This window comes from Pantoea sp. SYBGC1 (genome assembly GCF_057197005.1).
In genome coordinates, this window is the sequence record NZ_JBXUNM010000001.1 from 973,779 (window position 1) to 992,300 (window position 18,522).

Sequence of the window (18,522 nt, forward strand, 5' to 3'; positions counted from 1 at the left end):
AATCCGCAACCCGGCACCCGGGCGCCATAAATGGCGCCCCTACAAAACGTAGGGGGCGCATTTATGCGCCCCTGGCGTATTGATTCGTCCCTGGTGTGTTAATGCGCCCCCCGGTCGTTCGCGCACCTGGCGAATCAATGCGCCCGTGACGGATGGCGATCGAGCCACTGATTAAGACGCGATTTCGCTTCGCTCTGCAGCTGCTGGCGCACAACATCATCTATCGGCAGCGAATATTGCAGTTTGTCCCAGCGACCATACATACGGAGCGGAATGGGCTGCTGATTCAGGACTTTTGCCAGACGCTCATCCCCTTTCCAGCCGCGCAGCATCATATTGATGGTGACATCCAGCTGCTGTTGCACAACGTCAACGGTTCCGCGCGTCTGAAGCGCCAGCTGGCTGCTGCCGCCCTGCAGATCGGTAAACGCCACTTTCCCCTGCTGCAGGCTGATATGGCCCGCCAGCTGCTGTATGCCCTGGCTATCAGGCTGGTCGTTGGTGACCTGACTACTGGCGCGCGCGACGGCGCGGCGCACCATCTGTTGCAGATTAAGCTGCGTGAGCTGCAGATTGGTGGCCTCAAGATCGGCACTGCCCTGCCAGTTCTGCTTCGCCTCTTCTACACTCAGCCCGGCTCCGCTCACCTTACCCTGCAGCGATAGCGTCCCCTCAAGCGCAGCGGGCAGCGCCAGCGCTTTCAGCAGGGGGGCAATCGCAATATTCTCCAGCTCAGGCTGAAACGCAGCCCGGGTAACCGGCTGCCGGATATCAATCTGACCCGGCAGCGAGAAATGACCGTCACCCAGCCGCCCCTGTAACCGGCTGAGCGTCATCAGCCCCTGCTGATTGCTGGCGTCGATCTGCAGGTTACTGAGCGTCAGCCCGCGCCACTGGCTCTGGTCTGCCTTCAGGGCAAGCTGCAGATCGAGCGTATTGAGCGGCGAATCGGCGTTATTGCGCAGTACCGGTTCCGCAATAACCGGGGGCTGTACCGGCGCGGCCTGCACGGTCCCGCTGCCGCTGCTGACCGGGGTACTGACGGCGAGGTTATCGATGTTCAGCGAGGTTGCATGCAGCGCCAGGCGCAGCTGCTGCGGCATCGCAATGCGCCCTTCCGCACTGCCCTGCAGCGTACTGTCATTGGCAGTAAGCTGCATATCAGCCAGCGAGAACTGCTGTTTATCAGCGTTCCATATCGCCTTTCCGCTCAGCGCGCCTTTAATGCCCTGTACCGGCAGATTCGCGCCATCCAGCGCATAATCAAGCTGCGCCAGCTCGCCGCTGATCTGATGCGGATAGCGTGAGACATCCATCTCGCCCTGCAGGGTAACGCTGAGGTTGCGCTGGTTACGCGACAGGCGCGTGCTCAGCTCAATGTGGTTCTGTTTGCGGCTGTCCTGATCCAGGCTCAGATTAAGATTGCGGAAGTTGTACTCCTCCCCGCCTGGCTGCTGCCAGATAAGCAGGCTGTCAGCCACGCGCAGTTTCGCAATGGCCAGACTCCAGCTCTGTGAGGCGGCTAATGTCGGCTCGCTGTCGCCAGGGCCGATGGGAGCACCACCAGGTTTCTGCGGCGCGCTCTCCGGCGTGGCGCGGATAATCGCGTTTTTCAGCATCACCTGACTGACGCTGAGCTGATGCGTGAGCAGCGGCCAGAGATCGACATCCAGCCGCATGTTTTCGGCGGTCACCAGCGGCTGGCTGGCACCAGGTGCGGTAAGGCTCATACGTCCGGAAAGAATGCTGAGCTGAGGCCAGACGTGCCAGCGCAAATCGCTGCCCGTGACCAGCTGATAACCACTGCGCTGCTCTACCTGTTTTACCATGTAGGCGCGAAAGTCGTTGGGGTTAACCAGTAGTACCAGTGCGGCCATCCCTGCCACCACTACCACTAACAGGATGGCCAGCGTGGTTATCAATCTTCTCATTGCATCCTCAATGTGATGATCCGCGCCTCATCAGCCCTGCCCGGGCGCGGGTACAGCGATTAATCTTTATCGATACGGCTGGCGTCAGCACCCTGCTGACCGCGATATTTTGCATCTTCACGCCGGTTATAGGGACGTGCAGCCGGGCCCGATAGCGGTTCAAAGCTCAGCGCTCCAATCAGCATGCCGGGACGCAGCGCCAGCGGCAGCTTGCCGGAGTTGTAAAACTCCAGCACGATACGCCCCTGCCAGCCCGGATCGATGCGGTGTGCCGTAACGTGAACCATTAACCCTAGTCGTGCCAGGGAAGAACGTCCATCCAGCCAGCCGACCAGATCGTCCGGAATGGTCACCGACTCCAGCGTCACCGCCAGCGCCAGCTCACCCGGATGCAGGAAAAACGCTTCGCCATCCGGTAACACAATCTCGTCACTCATTACCCGATCCAGCGCGGCGCTTACCGCCTGTTTGGGCCCGCTCAGATCGATAAAGGCGGCAGTATGACCGCTGAAGGTACGAAACCCGTTGCCCAGCCGCACATCTACCGTGGCGCCATTGATGCGTTCCACCGGCGGACGCGGCTCAATGGCCAGCTTGCCGCTGTCGAGCCAGGCTTCAATATCGCGATCGCATAATCTCATCGCAGTAACTCCCTAATTAAGTGTAGCGAAAGGCCGCCAGCACGGTGACAGCCCTGACGCATTCGATCCATGCCGAAGCAGCGTATCAAAGATACTGATTAATTTTCGCTTTGAGAATATCGATAGCGATACGGTTCTTACCGCCGCGCGGCACAATAATGTCGGCGTACTGTTTGGAAGGCTCGATAAACTGCAGGAACATCGGACGGACCGTTTTCTGATACTGATTCATGACGGAATCCATAGAGCGACCGCGTTCATTTACATCGCGCTTCATGCGGCGCATCAGACAGATATCCAGCGGGGTGTCGACAAAAATAGAGAAGTTCATCTCCTGACGCAGGCGCGCGTCGGTGAGCAGCAGAATGCCTTCAAGGATAATCACTTTTTTTGGCTTCAGATGAATGCTCTCGCTGGTGCGGGTATGTTCAACGTAGCTGTAAACCGGCAGATCGATATCCTGTCCTGACTTGATCGCGCGCAGATGCTGCAGCAGCAGATCGTGATCCATCGCGCTTGGATGGTCATAGTTGGTTTTTACCCTCTCTTCCATGGTGAGGTGGCTTTGATCTTTATAGTAGGCATCTTCGGGGATCACACCGATATGCTCGTCACCGACCTGGTCACGGATTTCACGAAAGAGCGTGCTGGCAATAAGGCTTTTTCCGGATGCAGATGCACCTGCGATGCCAACGATCACGCACTGATGGGACTTGTCAGTCATACTTTTTTAAGACCTGATAACTGGGAGCACGCCTCTGCCGAAGCAGCAACGGGCCAAATGAGAGGGTTTGGTGGCGGCAATTATAGGTATTTCGCCGGTTTGACGCCAGAGCAAATGCGGCGGTGCCCTTTTTCAGAAAATCTCCTTTTGGCAGGCAGCCGCTGAACCGATAGACTGTCGGGCTGCCCGCGCCCGGTTTGTGCGGGTCGCCCGTTAGCCCTGCAAGGAAAAATATGAGCTGGAGAACACTGACCTATTTTGGCGACAGCATGCTGCTGATCCCCACCGCGGTGATCATCGCCCTGGTGCTGCCGTGGAAAAGCAGCAGCCAGCGTACCGTCTGGTACTGGCTGCTGGCGTTTGGTCTCGCCGGTCTGCTGGTCAGCCTGTCTAAAATTATGTTTCTTGGCTTTGGCATCGGCAGCGCACGCTTTAATTTCACCGGCTTCAGCGGCCACAGTGCGATGTCCTCCACGCTCTGGCCGGTAATGATGTGGCTGATCTCCGGGCGCTGGTCCACTTTCTGGCGCGCCGTAACGATCGCTATCGGGTACGCGATCCCGCTCATGGTGGGGTTCTCCCGCCTGGTTATTCATGCGCACTCCGTCAGTGAAGTGCTGGCGGGCCTGCTGCTCGGTTTTACCCTGAGCAGCGCGTTTCTCATCAGCCAGCGCCGCACGGTATTGAAAGGCTTTAGCGCCCTGCAGGTTGGCGTCGCCTTCCTGGTGCCGCTGCTGCTGATGGGCCACGGGCGCGTTGCCACCACGCAGCAGTTTCTGGAACGTTTGTCGGTCAAGCTCGCCGGACTGGAAAAACCGTTTAAGCGTGCCGACCTCTTTCGCTGAAAGCGTCATGACTTAAGCCAATTCAGCGTAAAGATCCTGTCTGAATGTGCTAGCATGCAGGGCAGAAACTGACTGGCGTATTTTCCCCATACCGGGTTGCGCGCTGCTGGACTGGTACATGATTGTTAAGATAGGCACCGCGCAGGATAAATCGCCAGGCCGCTGGCTGACTGCCGTTACGCTGAGCATACTGGCTTTTCTGCTTACGCTGTTTTGTCTGGAGCTGATTGTGGTCAGCGGTCGTATTTCGCCGCTGTGGTATTCAACGGCGCTGATGACCGGCGTCGTTTTCCGCGCGCCGCTAAAACATATTCCGCTGCTGCTGGCGGGCTGCGTCGCGGGCACGGCGCTGGCGAATCTGCTGGTTATTGGTCCTGCGCTCAGTAATGCTAAATTTGCCCTTCTGAATCTGATACAGGCGCTGCTGGCCGGCGGCATGCTGCGTCTGCTGCTGAATCGCCGCGCGCCGCTTAACGCCCTGCCCGACTGGATCCGCTTTGCCCTCTGCGCCGGCCTGCTGGCTCCCCTGCTGGGCGGAGTGATTGCGCTCTGGCTGCTGCAGGTGGAGAAGCAGGCGCTGCTCCCCTTCTTCTCGACCTGGGTGATTTCGGAAGTGATCGGCGTGCTGGCTTTTGGTCCGGTGGTACTGCTGTGGCCCGCTAAGCCGCTGCGTGAACTGATCGCGCCGGGCCGTCAGCTGGAGACCCTGCTGACGCTGCTGGTTACCCTGCTCGCCAGCTATCTCTCCCTGCGCTTTCTGCCGTGGCCGTTTACCTTTATCGTGGTGATCCTGTTCTGGTGTGCAGTCCGGCTGCCAAAATTTGAAGCGTTCCTGCTCTGCTTTATCAATGCCAGTTTCATCTCGCTGCTGCTGGCACTGGACTGGGTCAACCCGGTACAGAGCGGCGCTGCGCCTGGTCCGGTCTCTGCCTGGCTACCCTTTCTGCTGGTGCTGCTGCCCAGCCATGTCATGGCGCTGATCATGGACGCTTTCCGGCGTGAGAAAAATCATATCACCGAGAGCGAAGCGCGCTTCCGCAATGCGATGGAGTACTCTGCTATCGGTATGGCGCTGGTCGGCACCAACGGGAAGTGGCAGCAGGTTAACCAGTCACTGTGCCGTACGCTGGGTTACCGCGCCTATGAACTGACGCAGCTGACCTTTCAGGAGATCACGCATCCGGACGATCTGCACAGCGATCTGCAGCTGATGGAGCGTCTGCTGGCGGGCGACCTGATGTCCTATACCTTTGAAAAACGCTATTTCCGCAAAGATGGCGAAATCGTCTGGTCGCGTCTGACCGTCTCTATGGTGCGCGACGCCCAGCAGCAGCCGCTCTATTTTATCGCGCAGATTGTCGATATCTCCGAGCTGCGGCAGAGCGAGCAGCGCAACCGCCAGCTGATGGAGCGCATTACGCTGGCGAATGAAGCGGGCGGCATCGGCGTCTGGGAGTGGAACCTGAAAACCGGGGAGATGCTCTGGGACAAGCGCATGTATGAGCTGTTTGCACTGGATCCGCAGCAGAAACCCACTTATGACCTCTGGCTGCACCTGGTCGACCCGGCCGAGCGCGAAAGCCTGGCGCTGATTGTGCAGCAGGCGATTGAGCGCCGCTCGGCGTTTCATCTTGAGTATCGTCTCAACCTGCCGCACGGCGTACAGTTTATTCGCTCAGAAGCGAATCGTATCCTGAGCCAGGATGGACAGATCGAACGTATGCTCGGGATCTGCCAGGATATCACCTCACTGCGAACCCTTAATGAAGCGCTGTTCCAGGAAAAAGAGCGTATGGCGATCACCCTGGATTCGATTGGCGAAGCGGTGATCAGCACCGACGATGAGATGTGCGTGACCTTTATGAATCCGGTTGCTGAGAGCCTGAGCGGCTGGCCGCAGGAGCAGGCGGCCGGCACGCCGCTTAGCGAGCTGCTGAATATCACGCGCGGCGCTGACGGCCCGCGCATCGACAATTTGCTGCTCTGCACGCTGCCGGACGAAAAAATCTCTCCGGCACTGGATGAGGGGCTGGTGCTGCATACGCTGGCAGGCGCGCAGATAGAGATCCACTACAGTATTACGCCGCTGAAAACCCTGACCGGCAGCACCATTGGGGTGGTGATGGTCATTCAGGATGTCAGCGAGTCGCGCCAGATCATGAAGCGCCTGAGCTATAGCGCATCACACGATATGCTGACGCAGCTGCCTAACCGACCCAGTTTTGAAGATCAGCTGAAACGGCTGGTGAATGATGCGGCCGTCACCGGCACGCCGCATGTGCTGGTGTTTATCGATCTGGATAAATTCAAAGCGGTCAACGATACCGCCGGTCACGCGGCGGGGGATGCGCTGCTGCGCGAGCTGGCGGTGCTGATGCAGCAGCAGCTGCGCAGCAGCGATATGCTGGCGCGCCTCGGCGGCGATGAGTTTGGTATTCTGCTGCCGCACTGCGAGGTCGATCAGATCCGCGATCTGGTGCAGGGCATCGTTGATGTCGTCAATAACTATACTTTTTACTGGAAAACGCATCCTTATCAGGTGGGTGCCAGCGCCGGCATTACGCAGATTAATGCGCGCAACTGCCTCAGCAATGTGGTGATGTCGCAGGCCGATGTCGCCTGTTACAGCGCCAAGCATGCCGGGCGCGGTCAGTATCAGGTTTATCAGGATGCGGAGAGATAAAGCAGCGCACTGCATATTGCCAGCATGACCAGCCTGCGCTAAAGTCGCCCCCTTTTTTTCTGGCATGGGGCATAGGATGTATATCGGTTTTGACTACGGCACAGCGAACTGCGCTATCGCAGTAAGCGATAACGGCACGCCACGGATGCTGGCGCTGGAAAATGACCAGCCGCTGCTGCCCTCAATGATCTGCGCGCCGGTGCGCGAGGCGATCAGCGAATGGCTGCATCGCCACCATCAGGTGCCTACGCCCGCGAGCGAAAACACCGCCCTGCTGCAGCGCGCACTGCGCTACAACCGCGAAGAAGATATCGAGATTACGCCCGGCAGCGTGCAGTTTGGCCTGACCGCGCTGCAGCAATATATGACGGAGCCGGAAGATGTCTGGTTCGTCAAATCACCGAAATCCTTTTTAGGCGCCTCTGGCCTGAAGCCGCAGCAGATCGCTTTTTTTGAAGATCTGGTGTGCGCCATGATGCTGCATATCCGCCAGCAGGGTGAAGCGCAGCTCGGAGAGCAGATTGACCAGGCGGTTATCGGTCGCCCGGTCAACTTTCAGGGGCTGGGCGGTGACGATGCCAACCAGCAGGCGCAGGGGATCCTGCTGCGTGCGGCACAGCGCGCCGGCTTTCGTGACGTTGAGTTTCAGTTTGAGCCGGTGGCCGCCGGGCTGGACTTTGAAGCCACGCTAGACAAAGAGACGCGCGTGCTGGTGGTCGATATCGGCGGCGGCACCACCGACTGCTCGATGCTGCTGATGGGGCCGGAGTGGCGCCAGAAAACTGACCGCCACGCCAGCCTGCTGGGGCACAGCGGCTGCCGCGTCGGCGGTAACGATCTTGATATCATGCTGGCGTTTAAAACGCTGATGCCGCTGCTGGGTCTGGGCGGCAGCACCCGCAAAGGCACGGCGCTCCCCGCCCTGCCGTGGTGGAACGCGGTGGCCATCAATGACGTCCCGGCACAGAGCGAGTTCTACTCTGCCGCCTGCGGTAAGCTGCTGCAGGATCTGGTACGCGATGCAGAAGAGGGAAACCGCGTGGCGCATCTGCTCAAAGTATGGCAGCAGAAGCTAAGCTACCGGCTGGTGCGCGCGGCTGAAGAGAGCAAAATTGCGCTCTCAGCGCAGGCGGAAACGGATGCGTCGCTGGCGTTTATTGCGCAGTCGCTGCAGGCGGAGATCAGCACGGCGCAGCTGGAAGAGGCGATCAGCCAGCCGCTTGAGCGGATGCTGGAGCAGGTACAGCTGGCGCTGACCACCAGCGAAACCCGACCGGACGTGATCTATCTCACTGGCGGCAGCGCACGCTCGCCGCTGCTGCGTGCGGCGCTGCAGCAGGCGCTGCCCGATACCCCGATTGCCGGCGGCAACGACTTTGGTTCGGTAACCGCCGGTCTGGCGCGCTGGGCAGAGGTGATGTTCCGCTAGCGGATCGTAACAGGAGGCGCAGCCTGCGCCTCCTCCCCCGCCCGTCAGAAGTTGATATTGGCTGAGATGCCGCCGACAAAGGCATCTTTCACCTCTCCGACCGCGCCCGGCGCCACCACATACTGCAGGTTAGGCCGCAGCTGCAGCCACTTCGCCAGCTGCGCATTGTAGTAAATCTCATAGTTGTATTCCGATCCCGCCTGCAGCGGCAGATAAGCCGGGCTGTCAAAGCGCGTTTCACCACTGGCTGCGTTCTGCTGGCGCAGGGCGCGGCTGTAAGCGCTGTTAACGTGAATACGCGCGGCACCGATACCAATTTCATCCTGCGGACGCGCATCAAACGGCCCTTTCCAGGTAAAACTGATGGACTGATAATTATCGGTTTTCGACGTCTTGCGATCGTTCATGACCGCCTGCACCGTTATCCCCACTCCGCGGCTGGCATCTCCACCCTGCGCGGTCAGCTGCTGCTGCAGCAGCAGGTAGCCGCCATAAGCGTGATCCTGGCGCTGATAGCTCCCGTCCCGCCAGCTGCCGTAATTATCCCCGTTTACGGATGAGTAGTAATAGCCGAGTCGATAGTTGCCCGGCAGCCCCGCTGCGCCCAGGGTCGGTTTCCAGCCCAGCTCGACCGGCACCAGATTACCTTCTGAATGACGGGTATCCAGGCGGAAACCGTCGCCGCGATCGTAGTTGGCGCGATTCTGGTTGTAAAAACCGACCTGGAAGAAGAGCTCGGGCGTAATGTTCGCTTTCAGGCGTCCGCCCCACTGTGAAACCGGCCAGTTAAACCAGCGATCGCCGCGCCAGTTGCCTGCCTGACCGCTGCCAAAGGCAAGGTTCTGAAACTTGCTGTCGAGGCTGTCAAAATCTTCACCCACGGTGACCCGTCCGGCCTTGAGATTAACCCGATTGTCAAACAGCCCTTTGCTCAGCCAGAACTGCGTCAGACGCCACGTCTGGCCGCGGCCATAGACCTCCTGCACGGAGGAGAGCATGCCGGTACGGCGATCGGCTACCTGATCGGAGATGTTGCGCCCGTCGCGATTAGTGACGGTGACCTGGAACTGCGCATCCTGCCAGTCGAGCAGCTTTTGCAGATCGAGGTTCGCACCAAACGCCCACTGATCGCTGTAGCGCATTGAGGTGTGGCTGTCCGCTCCGCCGCCAAGATTAGCGGCGCTCTCCATGGTGTAATTTACGTCAAACTTCACGCCGGCACTCTCCAGCTGGGTGCGGCTGCCGTTCCAGTCGCCCAGCATCCAGGGCGAATCGTAGCTGAACGCCTCTGCCGCGCCGGCGGCAGAGCTGAACACAGCCAGCATCAGCGTGCCCGCAGCCAGTTGCGGCAGCGGGTGCAAAGCAAAAATTGTTTTCATCGTTGTTATCTTCTGCAAAGTTATAAGGGAAAACCGCGCAGAGGATAGTGCCGGGCAGCAGCAGGGTTTTGCAATTTCGTGTGGATTTACGCCCGATCAGACAGTGGATTAACGTATTTGTGATGAATATCTAAGATTTAAACATTTAAAATGTGACAGTGACTATTGATTGCTCTGTATCAATATACGGGGTGCCGCAGCACCCCGGGCGGGATCAGAGGTGACTGGCGCGCGCCAGCTCCTCAATTTCCTGTTTGCTCAGCTCCAGCTGGGTAGCTTTTACCAGCTCATCCAGCTGCGCCAGCGATGTTGCGCTGACAATCGGCGCGGTGATGCTGGGACGCGCAATCTGCCACGCCAGCGCCACCTGCGTGGCTGACGCATCGTGTGAGGCAGCGATATCCTCCAGCGCCTCGATAATGCGGCTGCCGCGCTCATTGAGATACTTTTCCACTATCGCCTGACCGCGCGGACTTTTACCCGCATCCTGCGGCTTTTTATATTTGCCGCTAAGAAAGCCGCTCGCCAGCGAGTAGTAGTTGATCACGCCAAGACCGTTTTTCACCGCCACCTGCTCCAGGCCGTTCTCATATCCTTCGCGATCGTAAAGGTTATATTCCGGCTGCAGCGTTTCATAGCGCGCCAGCCCCTCTTTACTGCTGACATCCAGCGCCTCCTGCAGACGCGCTGCGGAGTAGTTTGAGGCGCCGATAGCGCGCACCTTGCCCTCTTTGATCAGGGAATCAAACGCCTTCAGGGTATCTGCCAGCGGCGTCTGCTCATCATCGCGATGCGCCTGATAGAGATCGATCACATCCGTCTGCAGCCGGCGCAGGGAATCCTCTATCGCCTGGCGGATATACGCGGGCTTCAGCCCGGTTTTTTCCGGCGACAGCTCCATGCCGACTTTGGTCGCCAGCACGATCCGATCGCGCTTGCCGCTCTGCTTTAACCATTTGCCGATAATAGTTTCCGATTCACCTCCCTGATTGCCCGGCACCCAGCGGGAATAGACATCCGCGGTATCAATAAAAAACAGGCCATTTTCGACCAGCGCATCCAGCAGTGAAAAGGAGGTCTTCTCATCGACTGTCCAGCCAAAAACATTACCACCAAAAGTCAGGCGCGGAACGGTAATACCGCTGTCGCCCAGCTGACGGGTTGCAGGTTGTTTCATTGCGCTCTCCCTGATTAAACAAGATAGGTTTGTCTTTAAGCGTAGCAAATGAAAAAGTCGCACCGGGGTCTATTCATGCCAGAATAGTGTCAGCACCGGGAAATCCTTTACGCCGCGCTGAGCAGATATTCTTAATTCCTTCAATTTTCGCCTGGCGCAGGCGGCTACACTTATTTTCGTTTGCGCTGTCCGGATGTGGGCAGGCATATCAGGAAGACGACATGGCTGGAGAGCACGCAGAGTAATGAAGAGTCGAACCAAAACAGGTCTGTTAATTCTTATCGCGCTGGCGGTAGCGGCTGGCGGTTATTACGCCTGGCACTCGCGCGCCACGCCAGCACAGCCGGCGCAGGCTAAAGAGAAGCGCGGTGCCGCAAACCGGCCAGCCGCACCGGTACAGGCGGCAACGGCTGAACTGCAAAGCGTGCCCTACTATCTGAACGGCCTCGGCACCGTTACCGCTGCAAATACGGTTACGGTGCGCAGCCGCGTTGAGGGGCAGCTGATGGCGCTGCATTTTACGGAAGGTGAGCAGGTGGCTGCCGGCACGCTGCTGGCTGAGATCGATCCGCGCCCGTATCAGGTTGCTCTCACGCAGGCGCAGGGCCAGCTGGCCCGGGATCAGGCCACGCTGGCGAATGCCCGCCGCGATCTCAGCCGCTATGAGAAGCTGTCGAAAACGTCCCTGGTCTCACAACAGGATCTCGACACCCAGCGCGCGCTGGTGAGCGAAACGCTGGGCACCATTAAAGCTGATGAGGGCAACGTTGCGAGTGCGCAGCTGAATCTGACCTACAGCCGCATCACCGCGCCGATTGCCGGACGTATCGGGTTACGCAAGGTCGACATCGGCAACTACATTACCGCCGGCGACACCGATGGCCTGGTCGTGATCACCCAGACGCACCCGATTGATGTGGTATTCAGCGTGGCTGAGAGCTATATCAGCCAGATCCTGAAAGCGCAGAAAAGCGGTCAGCCGCTGGTGGTGGAGGCCTGGGATCGCAGCAACACCACGCTGCTGACGCAGGGCACGCTGCTGAGCCTGGATAACCAGATCGATACCACTACCGGCACCATTAAGCTGAAAGCACGCTTCAGCAATGAAGATGACACCCTGTTTCCCAACCAGTTTGTTAACGCACGGCTGAAAGCGGATACGCTGCAGAATGCGGTGACTATTCCGGCCGCCGCGCTGCAGATGAGCAATGAGGGCCACTTTGTCTGGGTGGTTAATAGCGAGAACAAAGTCAGCAAGAAACGCGTCACCGCCGGACTGCAGGATAGCCAGAAAGTGGTAATCAGTGCCGGACTGGAGGCGGGTGAGCGGGTCATTACCGACGGCATTGATCGCCTCACCGACGGCGCAACGGTTGACGTCGTGGCGCCGCAGAGTACGGCAACAGAGACCACGCGTGCCGCGCAGCCAGCCCGGGGAGAGCGTCAATAATGCAGGTGCTGCCTCCTGACGCTGGCGGCGGTCCGTCACGTCAGTTCATTTTACGCCCGGTCGCCACCACGCTGCTGATGATTGCGATCCTGCTGGCTGGCCTGCTTGGCTACCGCTTTCTGCCGGTCTCCGCCCTGCCGGAAGTGGACTACCCCACGATTCAGGTTGTCACGCTCTATCCCGGAGCCAGTCCGGATGTGGTCACCTCGTCGATTACCGCACCGCTGGAACGCCAGTTTGGCCAGATGTCCGGGCTGAAACAGATGGCGTCGCAAAGTTCCGGCGGCGCCTCGGTGATCACGCTGCAGTTTCAGCTGTCGCTGGCGCTGGATGTGGCGGAGCAGGAGGTGCAGGCGGCGATTAACTCCGCCACTAACCTGCTGCCTGGCGATCTGCCTAATCCGCCCGCCTACAGCAAAGTCAACCCGGCCGATCCGCCTATCATGACGCTGGCGGTCACCACGACCAGCCTGCCGCTGACGCAGGTGCAGGATATGGTGGAAACGCGCGTGGCGCAGAAGATTGCGCAGGTCTCCGGCGTAGGCCTGGTCACCCTTTCCGGCGGACAGCGTCCGGCGGTGCGGGTCAAAATGAATGCGCAGGCGCTGGCAGCGTTAGGGCTGACCAGCGAAGATGTGCGCACGGCTATCAGTAACGCCAACGTCAACTCAGCGAAAGGCAGCCTTGATGGCCCGGCGCGATCTATCACGCTGTCAGCAAACGATCAGATGACATCGGCTGAGGATTACCGCCGCCTGATTATCAGCTACAGCAACGGCGCGCCGGTGCGGCTGGGCGACGTTGCGACCATTGAATCGGGTGCAGAGAACAGCTGGCTGGGTGCCTGGGCTAACCGCCAGCAGGCGATTGTGCTCAACGTCCAGCGTCAGCCCGGCGCCAATATTATCGACACCGCTGATAATATCCGGGCGCTGCTGCCATCGCTTACCGCCACGCTGCCCAAATCGGTCGACATGAAACTGCTGACCGATCGCACGACCAATATTCGCGCCTCGGTATCTGATACGCAGCATGAGCTGATGCTGGCCATGGCGCTCGTAGTTATGATCATCTATCTGTTTCTGCGCAACGTACCGGCTACGATCATTCCGGCCGTGGCGGTACCGCTTTCGCTGATTGGTACGTTTGCCGCCATCTATTTTATGGGCTTCTCGATCAACAACCTCACGCTGATGGCGCTGACTATCGCCACCGGCTTTGTGGTGGATGACGCCATTGTGGTGATTGAGAATATTTCACGCTATATCGAGAAAGGCGAGAAGCCGCTCACCGCCGCGCTGAAAGGAGCGGGAGAGATCGGTTTTACCATTATCTCGCTCACCTTTTCGCTGATTGCGGTGCTGATCCCGCTGCTGTTTATGGGCGATGTGATTGGCCGGCTGTTTCGCGAGTTCGCCGTCACGCTGGCTATCGCCATTCTGATCTCAGCCGTGGTGTCGCTGACGCTGACGCCGATGATGTGCGCGCGCATGCTGAGCGCGGAGTCACTGCGCCGGCAGAACCGCTTCTCGCGCGCCAGCGAGGCGCTGTTTGAGCGGGTCATTGACGGTTACGGACGTGGACTGACGCGCGTGCTGCAGCATCCGTGGCTGACGCTCAGCGTGGCGCTCGGCACGCTGCTGATGACGGTGCTGCTGTGGGTGATGATCCCGAAAGGCTTCTTCCCGCAGCAGGATAACGGCATTATTCAGGGCACCCTGCAGGCGCCGCAGTCGGTCTCTTACGCCAGTATGGCGCAGCGCACGCGCGATGTTGCCTCAGCGGTGATGAAGGATCCGGCGGTTGAAAGCCTGACCTCTTTTGTCGGGGTGGATGGCACCAATCCTGCGCTTAACAGCGCCCGGCTGCAGATCAACCTCAAGCCGCTGAGCGAGCGCGACGACCGCATTCCGGTGGTGCAGGCGCGGCTGCAGCAGGCGGTGGCGCAGATCCCGGGCGTCTCACTCTGGCTGCAGCCGGTGCAGGATCTCACCATTGAGACGCAGAGCAGCCGTACCCCCTATCAGTTTACGCTGCAGTCTGGCTCGCTTGACGCCCTGAGCAGCTGGGTCCCGGCGCTGATCGGCCAGCTGGAAAAGGCGCCGCAGCTGCGCAACGTCAGCAGCGACTGGCAGGATCAGGGGCTGGAAGCGTATGTGCGCGTCGATCGCGACAGCGCCAGCCGGCTCGGGATCACCATGGCTGACGTCGATAATGCGCTGTATAACGCGTTTGGTCAGCGGCTGATCTCAACGATTTACACGCAGGCGAACCAGTATCGCGTGGTGCTGGAGCAGCATAACGCGCAGACGCCGGGACTGGCGAGCCTGGAGGGGATCCGGCTTAAAAGCAGCGACGGCGGCAGCGTACCGCTCAGCGCTATCGCCAGCACAGAGGAGCGGCATACCGCCCTCAGCATTAATCATCTCGATCAGTTCCCGTCCGCGACCTTCTCTTTTGACGTGGCCGATGGCTATTCACTGGAGGAGGCGCTGCAGGCCATTACCGCCGCAGAAGGGGCGCTGGGTATGCCGGCAGATATCGTCACGCAGTTCCAGGGCAGTACGCTGGCGTTTGAAGCCGCGCTGAGCAGCACCGTCTGGCTGATTGTGGCGGCCGTGGTCGCAATGTATATCGTCCTTGGCGTGCTGTATGAGAGTTTTATTCACCCGATTACTATTCTCTCTACCCTGCCCACCGCGGGCGTCGGCGCGCTGCTGGCGCTGATGCTGAGCGGCAACGAGCTCGATATCATCGCCATTATCGGCATCATCCTGCTGATCGGTATTGTAAAGAAAAACGCCATTATGATGATTGACTTTGCGCTGGCGGCGGAGCGTGAACAGGGCATGGCGCCGCGTGATGCGATCTATCAGGCCTGCCTGCTGCGCTTTCGCCCGATCCTGATGACCACGCTGGCGGCGCTGCTGGGCGCGCTGCCGCTGATGCTCAGTACCGGCGTCGGCGCTGAGCTGCGCCATCCGCTCGGCATCGCTATGGTGGGCGGCCTGATCCTCAGCCAGATCCTGACGCTGTTTACCACGCCGGTCATCTATCTGCTGTTTGATCGCCTGGCGCACGCTACCCGCAGGCGCTTCGGTCGTCCGGAGGCGCAGTCGTGAAGTTTTTTGCCCTCTTCATTCACCGGCCGGTCGCCACCATCCTGCTGACGCTGGCGATTGCGCTGGCGGGAATGCTTGGTTTTCGTCTGCTGCCGGTGGCTCCGCTGCCGCAGCTCGACTTTCCGGTGATTATGATTTCGGCCTCGCTGCCGGGTGCCTCACCGGAAACCATGGCCGCCTCGGTGGCCACGCCGCTGGAGCGCTCGCTGGGACGCATCGCCGGCGTGAGCGAGATGACCTCGACGAACTCGCTGGGCAGCACGCGCATCATTCTGGTGTTTGATTTTGACCGCGATATTAATGGTGCCGCGCGCGATGTGCAGGCTGCGATTAATGCGGCGCAGAGCCTGCTGCCGTCAGGCATGCCGAGCCGGCCTTCTTATCGAAAAGCGAACCCCTCGGATGCGCCGATTATGATCCTGACGGTGACTTCGGACGACTATAATCCGGGTCAGCTCTATGATTACGCCTCGACGCAGCTGGCACAAAAGCTGTCGCAGATTGAGGGCGTCGGCGACGTCACGGTAGGCGGCAGTTCGCTGCCCGCCGTGCGCGTCGATCTCAATCCGCAGGCGCTGTTTAATCAGGGCGTGTCGCTGGATGCGGTACGCAGCGCCATCAGTAACGCTAACCAGCGACGACCGCAGGGCGCAATCGACGATCGCCAGCAGCGCTGGCAGCTGCGCACCAATGATGAACTGCAGAGCGCCAGCGCCTATCAGCCGCTGGTAGTGCACTATAACAACGGTGCGGCGGTTCGCCTGAGCGATGTCGCCAGCGTGCAGGATTCGGTGCAGGATGTGCGTAACGCCGGGATGACCAACGGCAAGCCGGCGGTGCTGCTGGTGATCCGTAAGTCGCCGGACGCCAATATCATCGATACCGTGGATCGCATTCGCGCTGAACTGCCGGTGCTGCACGATTTCATTCCGGCGGCGATCGATCTGCAGATTGCCCAGGATCGCTCGCCGACTATCCGCGCTTCGCTGCATGAAGTCGAGCAGTCGCTGGTGATTGCCGTGGTGCTGGTGATTCTGGTGGTGTTTCTGTTCCTGCGCGACGGCCGGGCCACGCTTATTCCTGCTGCGGCAGTGCCGGTCTCACTGATTGGCACCTTTGCTGCCATGTATCTGTGTGGCTTCAGTCTTAATAACCTGTCGCTGATGGCGCTGACTATCGCCACCGGGTTTGTGGTGGATGATGCGATTGTGGTGCTGGAGAACATTGCCCGCCACGTGGAGGCCGGCATGAAGCCGCTGCAGGCGGCGCTGACCGGCGTCCGCGAAGTGGGCTTTACCGTGCTGTCGATGAGCCTGTCGCTGATTGCGGTGTTTCTGCCGCTGCTAATGATTGGCGGCATTATCGGACGCTTCTTTTCGGAATTTGCCATTACGCTGTCGGTGGCGATCCTGATCTCGCTGTTTATCTCCGTTACGCTGACGCCGATGATGTGCGCGTATCTGCTGAAGCCGCAGCCGGCACAGCCTGCCGCGCCCGGGCTGTTCAGCCGTCTGCTGCAGCGGACGCAGGATGGCTATGCCCGCTCGCTGCGCTGGGTGTTGCGCCACGCCATCTGGGTACTGCTGCTGCTGGGCGGCACGGTAGCGATGACCGTCTGGCTGTTTATTACGATACCCAAAACCTTTATGCCGGAACAGGATACCGGTCGCCTGAGCGGCTTTCTGTCTGCCGATCAGAGCATCTCGTTTCAGGCGATGCGCGGCAAGCTGGAAGATTTTATGAATATCATCAAAATGGACCCGGCGGTAGATAACGTCACCGGCTTTACCGGCGGCCTCGGCACCAACAGCGGCCTGATGTTTGTGGCGCTGAAGCCTCTCTCTGAGCGCAGCGAAAGCGCCCAGCAGGTGATCGCCCGCCTGCGTACCAAACTGGCTAAAGAGCCGGGCGCCAGCCTCTATCTCAACGCAGTGCAGGACATCCGCGTCGGCGGACGGGAGTCGAACGCCAGCTATCAGTACAGCCTGCTGTCGGACAACCTTGCCGATCTGCGTGAGTGGGAACCCAAAATCCGTAAGGCCTTCTCTGCCCTGCCGCAGCTCACTGACGTTAACTCCGACCAGCAGGATAAAGGCAGCGAAATGGCCATCACATACGATCGTGAAAGCATGGCGCGCCTCGGCATAGACGTTTCAGCCACCAACGATCTGCTGAACAACGCCTTTGGTCAGCGTCAGATCTCAACCATTTATCAGCCGCTGAATCAGTACAAAGTGGTGATGGAGGTGGATCCGCGCTATACCCAGGATATCAGCGCGCTCGACCAGATGTTTGTAGTCAATAGCGACGGCAAAGCGATTCCGCTGAGCGGCTTTGCCCGCTGGCAGCCCGCTAACGCACCGCTCTCCGTCAACCATGAGGGGCTTTCTGCGGCGACAACCATTTCGTTTAATTTGCCGGAAGGCGTGTCCCTGTCGCAGGCCTCCGCGGCGATCGATCGTGCCATGACGGCGCTGGGGGTGCCCTCCAGCGTGCGCGGCAGCTTTGCCGGTACCGCGCAGGTATTTCAGCAGTCGCAGTCCAGCCAGCTCTGGCTGATGCTGGCAGCTATCGCAGCGGTCTATATCGTGCTCGGCATTCTGTATGAGAGTTATGTGCATCCGCTCACGATTCTGTCGACGCTGCCGTCGGCCGGAACCGGCGCGCTGCTGGCGCTTAAGCTGTTTGATACGCCGTTCAGCCTGATTGCGCTGATTGGCATTTTGCTGCTGATAGGGATTGTGAAAAAGAACGCCATCATGATGGTCGATTTTGCGCTGGAGGCGGAGCGACAGCAGCAGCTGAGTCCGCGCGAGGCGATTTTCCAGGCGTGTCAGCTGCGTTTTCGCCCGATTCTGATGACCACGCTGGCCGCGCTGTTTGGCGCCCTGCCGCTGGTGCTGACCAGCGGCGACGGTGCCGAACTGCGGCAGCCGCTGGGCATCACCATCGCCGGCGGCCTGGTGGTCAGCCAGCTGCTGACGCTCTACACCACCCCGGTGGTCTATCTGCTGATGGATAAATTACGCCGCCGCAAAGCCGTCAAAGAGCCGGCAGCCACGCGGATTTCGTAGGGGGCGCCCCACCCGGTTTCGTAGGGGGCGCATTAATGCGCCCCTGGCAACCGAACGCGCACGGAAC

At 59.7% G+C, this 18,522-nt stretch carries 11 protein-coding genes; 6 read left to right on the forward strand and 5 right to left on the reverse strand.

Annotation, left to right across the window (positions count from 1 at the left end; all coding sequences use genetic code 11):
* Nucleotides 1–134 precede the first annotated feature (134 nt).
* The 3 genes from asmA to udk form a co-directional block, all read right to left on the reverse strand.
* Nucleotides 135–1,931 (reverse strand): outer membrane assembly protein AsmA, encoded by a 1,797-nt coding sequence (gene asmA / locus AC2CF9_RS04575; RefSeq protein ID WP_150016465.1) that lies wholly within the window; start codon nucleotides 1,929–1,931, stop codon nucleotides 135–137.
* Between the two features lie 59 nt (nucleotides 1,932–1,990).
* The gene (gene dcd, locus AC2CF9_RS04580; protein ID WP_039385394.1) at nucleotides 1,991–2,572 is read right to left on the reverse strand and encodes a dCTP deaminase; all 582 of its coding nucleotides are present in this window, start codon (nucleotides 2,570–2,572) and stop codon (nucleotides 1,991–1,993) included.
* An 85-nt stretch (nucleotides 2,573–2,657) separates the two neighbouring features.
* Nucleotides 2,658–3,296 (reverse strand): uridine kinase, encoded by a 639-nt coding sequence (gene udk, locus AC2CF9_RS04585; protein WP_039385396.1) that lies wholly within the window; start codon nucleotides 3,294–3,296, stop codon nucleotides 2,658–2,660.
* 233 nt (nucleotides 3,297–3,529) lie between these two features.
* Here udk and AC2CF9_RS04590 point away from each other — a divergent pair, with 233 nt between their 5' ends.
* The 3 genes from AC2CF9_RS04590 to yegD all read left to right on the forward strand — a co-directional run bounded on the left by AC2CF9_RS04590 (nucleotide 3,530) and on the right by yegD (nucleotide 8,253).
* Nucleotides 3,530–4,141 carry a phosphatase PAP2 family protein gene (locus AC2CF9_RS04590; RefSeq protein WP_039385398.1) on the forward strand — a complete coding sequence of 204 codons (612 nt, stop codon included), beginning with the start codon at nucleotides 3,530–3,532 and terminating at the stop codon, nucleotides 4,139–4,141.
* A 118-nt stretch (nucleotides 4,142–4,259) separates the two neighbouring features.
* Nucleotides 4,260–6,824 (forward strand): diguanylate cyclase, encoded by a 2,565-nt coding sequence (locus AC2CF9_RS04595; RefSeq protein ID WP_150016467.1) that lies wholly within the window; start codon nucleotides 4,260–4,262, stop codon nucleotides 6,822–6,824.
* A 76-nt stretch (nucleotides 6,825–6,900) separates the two neighbouring features.
* A complete protein-coding gene (yegD, locus tag AC2CF9_RS04600; protein ID WP_484556350.1) occupies nucleotides 6,901–8,253 on the forward strand; it encodes a molecular chaperone in 1,353 nt (450 codons plus the stop codon).
* A 44-nt stretch (nucleotides 8,254–8,297) separates the two neighbouring features.
* Here the strand turns inward: yegD and AC2CF9_RS04605 are convergent, their stop codons facing one another.
* On the reverse strand, nucleotides 8,298–9,632 hold the full coding sequence (locus AC2CF9_RS04605; RefSeq protein ID WP_484556351.1) for a carbohydrate porin: 1,335 nt from the start codon (nucleotides 9,630–9,632) through the stop codon (nucleotides 8,298–8,300).
* A 214-nt stretch (nucleotides 9,633–9,846) separates the two neighbouring features.
* Nucleotides 9,847–10,809 (reverse strand): aldo/keto reductase, encoded by a 963-nt coding sequence (locus AC2CF9_RS04610; RefSeq protein ID WP_150016470.1) that lies wholly within the window; start codon nucleotides 10,807–10,809, stop codon nucleotides 9,847–9,849.
* A gap of 244 nt (nucleotides 10,810–11,053) precedes the next feature.
* Between AC2CF9_RS04610 and AC2CF9_RS04615 the strand changes: the two genes are divergently transcribed.
* Genes AC2CF9_RS04615 through mdtC form a run of 3 tightly spaced genes read left to right on the forward strand, consistent with a single transcriptional unit; the run spans nucleotide 11,054 to nucleotide 18,455 of the window.
* Nucleotides 11,054–12,259, forward strand: coding sequence for an MdtA/MuxA family multidrug efflux RND transporter periplasmic adaptor subunit (locus AC2CF9_RS04615; RefSeq protein ID WP_150016471.1), 1,206 nt, complete (start codon nucleotides 11,054–11,056; stop codon nucleotides 12,257–12,259).
* Nucleotides 12,259–15,381, forward strand: coding sequence for an MdtB/MuxB family multidrug efflux RND transporter permease subunit (locus AC2CF9_RS04620; protein WP_484556352.1), 3,123 nt, complete (start codon nucleotides 12,259–12,261; stop codon nucleotides 15,379–15,381). The genes AC2CF9_RS04615 and AC2CF9_RS04620 overlap by 1 nt, the downstream gene beginning before the upstream one ends.
* Nucleotides 15,378–18,455, forward strand: a complete 3,078-nt coding sequence (mdtC, locus tag AC2CF9_RS04625) for a multidrug efflux RND transporter permease subunit MdtC (protein WP_484556353.1) — start codon at nucleotides 15,378–15,380, stop codon at nucleotides 18,453–18,455. Before AC2CF9_RS04620 ends, mdtC begins: the two co-directional genes overlap by 4 nt.
* Nucleotides 18,456–18,522: the final 67 nt, after the last annotated feature.

What these genes read in the sequence shown, in the direction of transcription:
- asmA (WP_150016465.1), bottom strand. Translation starts at nt 1,931, where the DNA reads ATGAGAAGATTGATAACCACGCTGGCCATCCTGTTAGTGGTAGTGGTG.
- dcd (WP_039385394.1), bottom strand. Translation starts at nt 2,572, where the DNA reads ATGAGATTATGCGATCGCGATATTGAAGCCTGGCTCGACAGCGGCAAG.
- udk (WP_039385396.1), bottom strand. Translation starts at nt 3,296, where the DNA reads ATGACTGACAAGTCCCATCAGTGCGTGATCGTTGGCATCGCAGGTGCA.
- AC2CF9_RS04590 (WP_039385398.1), top strand. Translation starts at nt 3,530, where the DNA reads ATGAGCTGGAGAACACTGACCTATTTTGGCGACAGCATGCTGCTGATC.
- AC2CF9_RS04595 (WP_150016467.1), top strand. Translation starts at nt 4,260, where the DNA reads ATGATTGTTAAGATAGGCACCGCGCAGGATAAATCGCCAGGCCGCTGG.
- yegD (WP_484556350.1), top strand. Translation starts at nt 6,901, where the DNA reads ATGTATATCGGTTTTGACTACGGCACAGCGAACTGCGCTATCGCAGTA.
- AC2CF9_RS04605 (WP_484556351.1), bottom strand. Translation starts at nt 9,632, where the DNA reads ATGAAAACAATTTTTGCTTTGCACCCGCTGCCGCAACTGGCTGCGGGC.
- AC2CF9_RS04610 (WP_150016470.1), bottom strand. Translation starts at nt 10,809, where the DNA reads ATGAAACAACCTGCAACCCGTCAGCTGGGCGACAGCGGTATTACCGTT.
- AC2CF9_RS04615 (WP_150016471.1), top strand. Translation starts at nt 11,054, where the DNA reads ATGAAGAGTCGAACCAAAACAGGTCTGTTAATTCTTATCGCGCTGGCG.
- AC2CF9_RS04620 (WP_484556352.1), top strand. Translation starts at nt 12,259, where the DNA reads ATGCAGGTGCTGCCTCCTGACGCTGGCGGCGGTCCGTCACGTCAGTTC.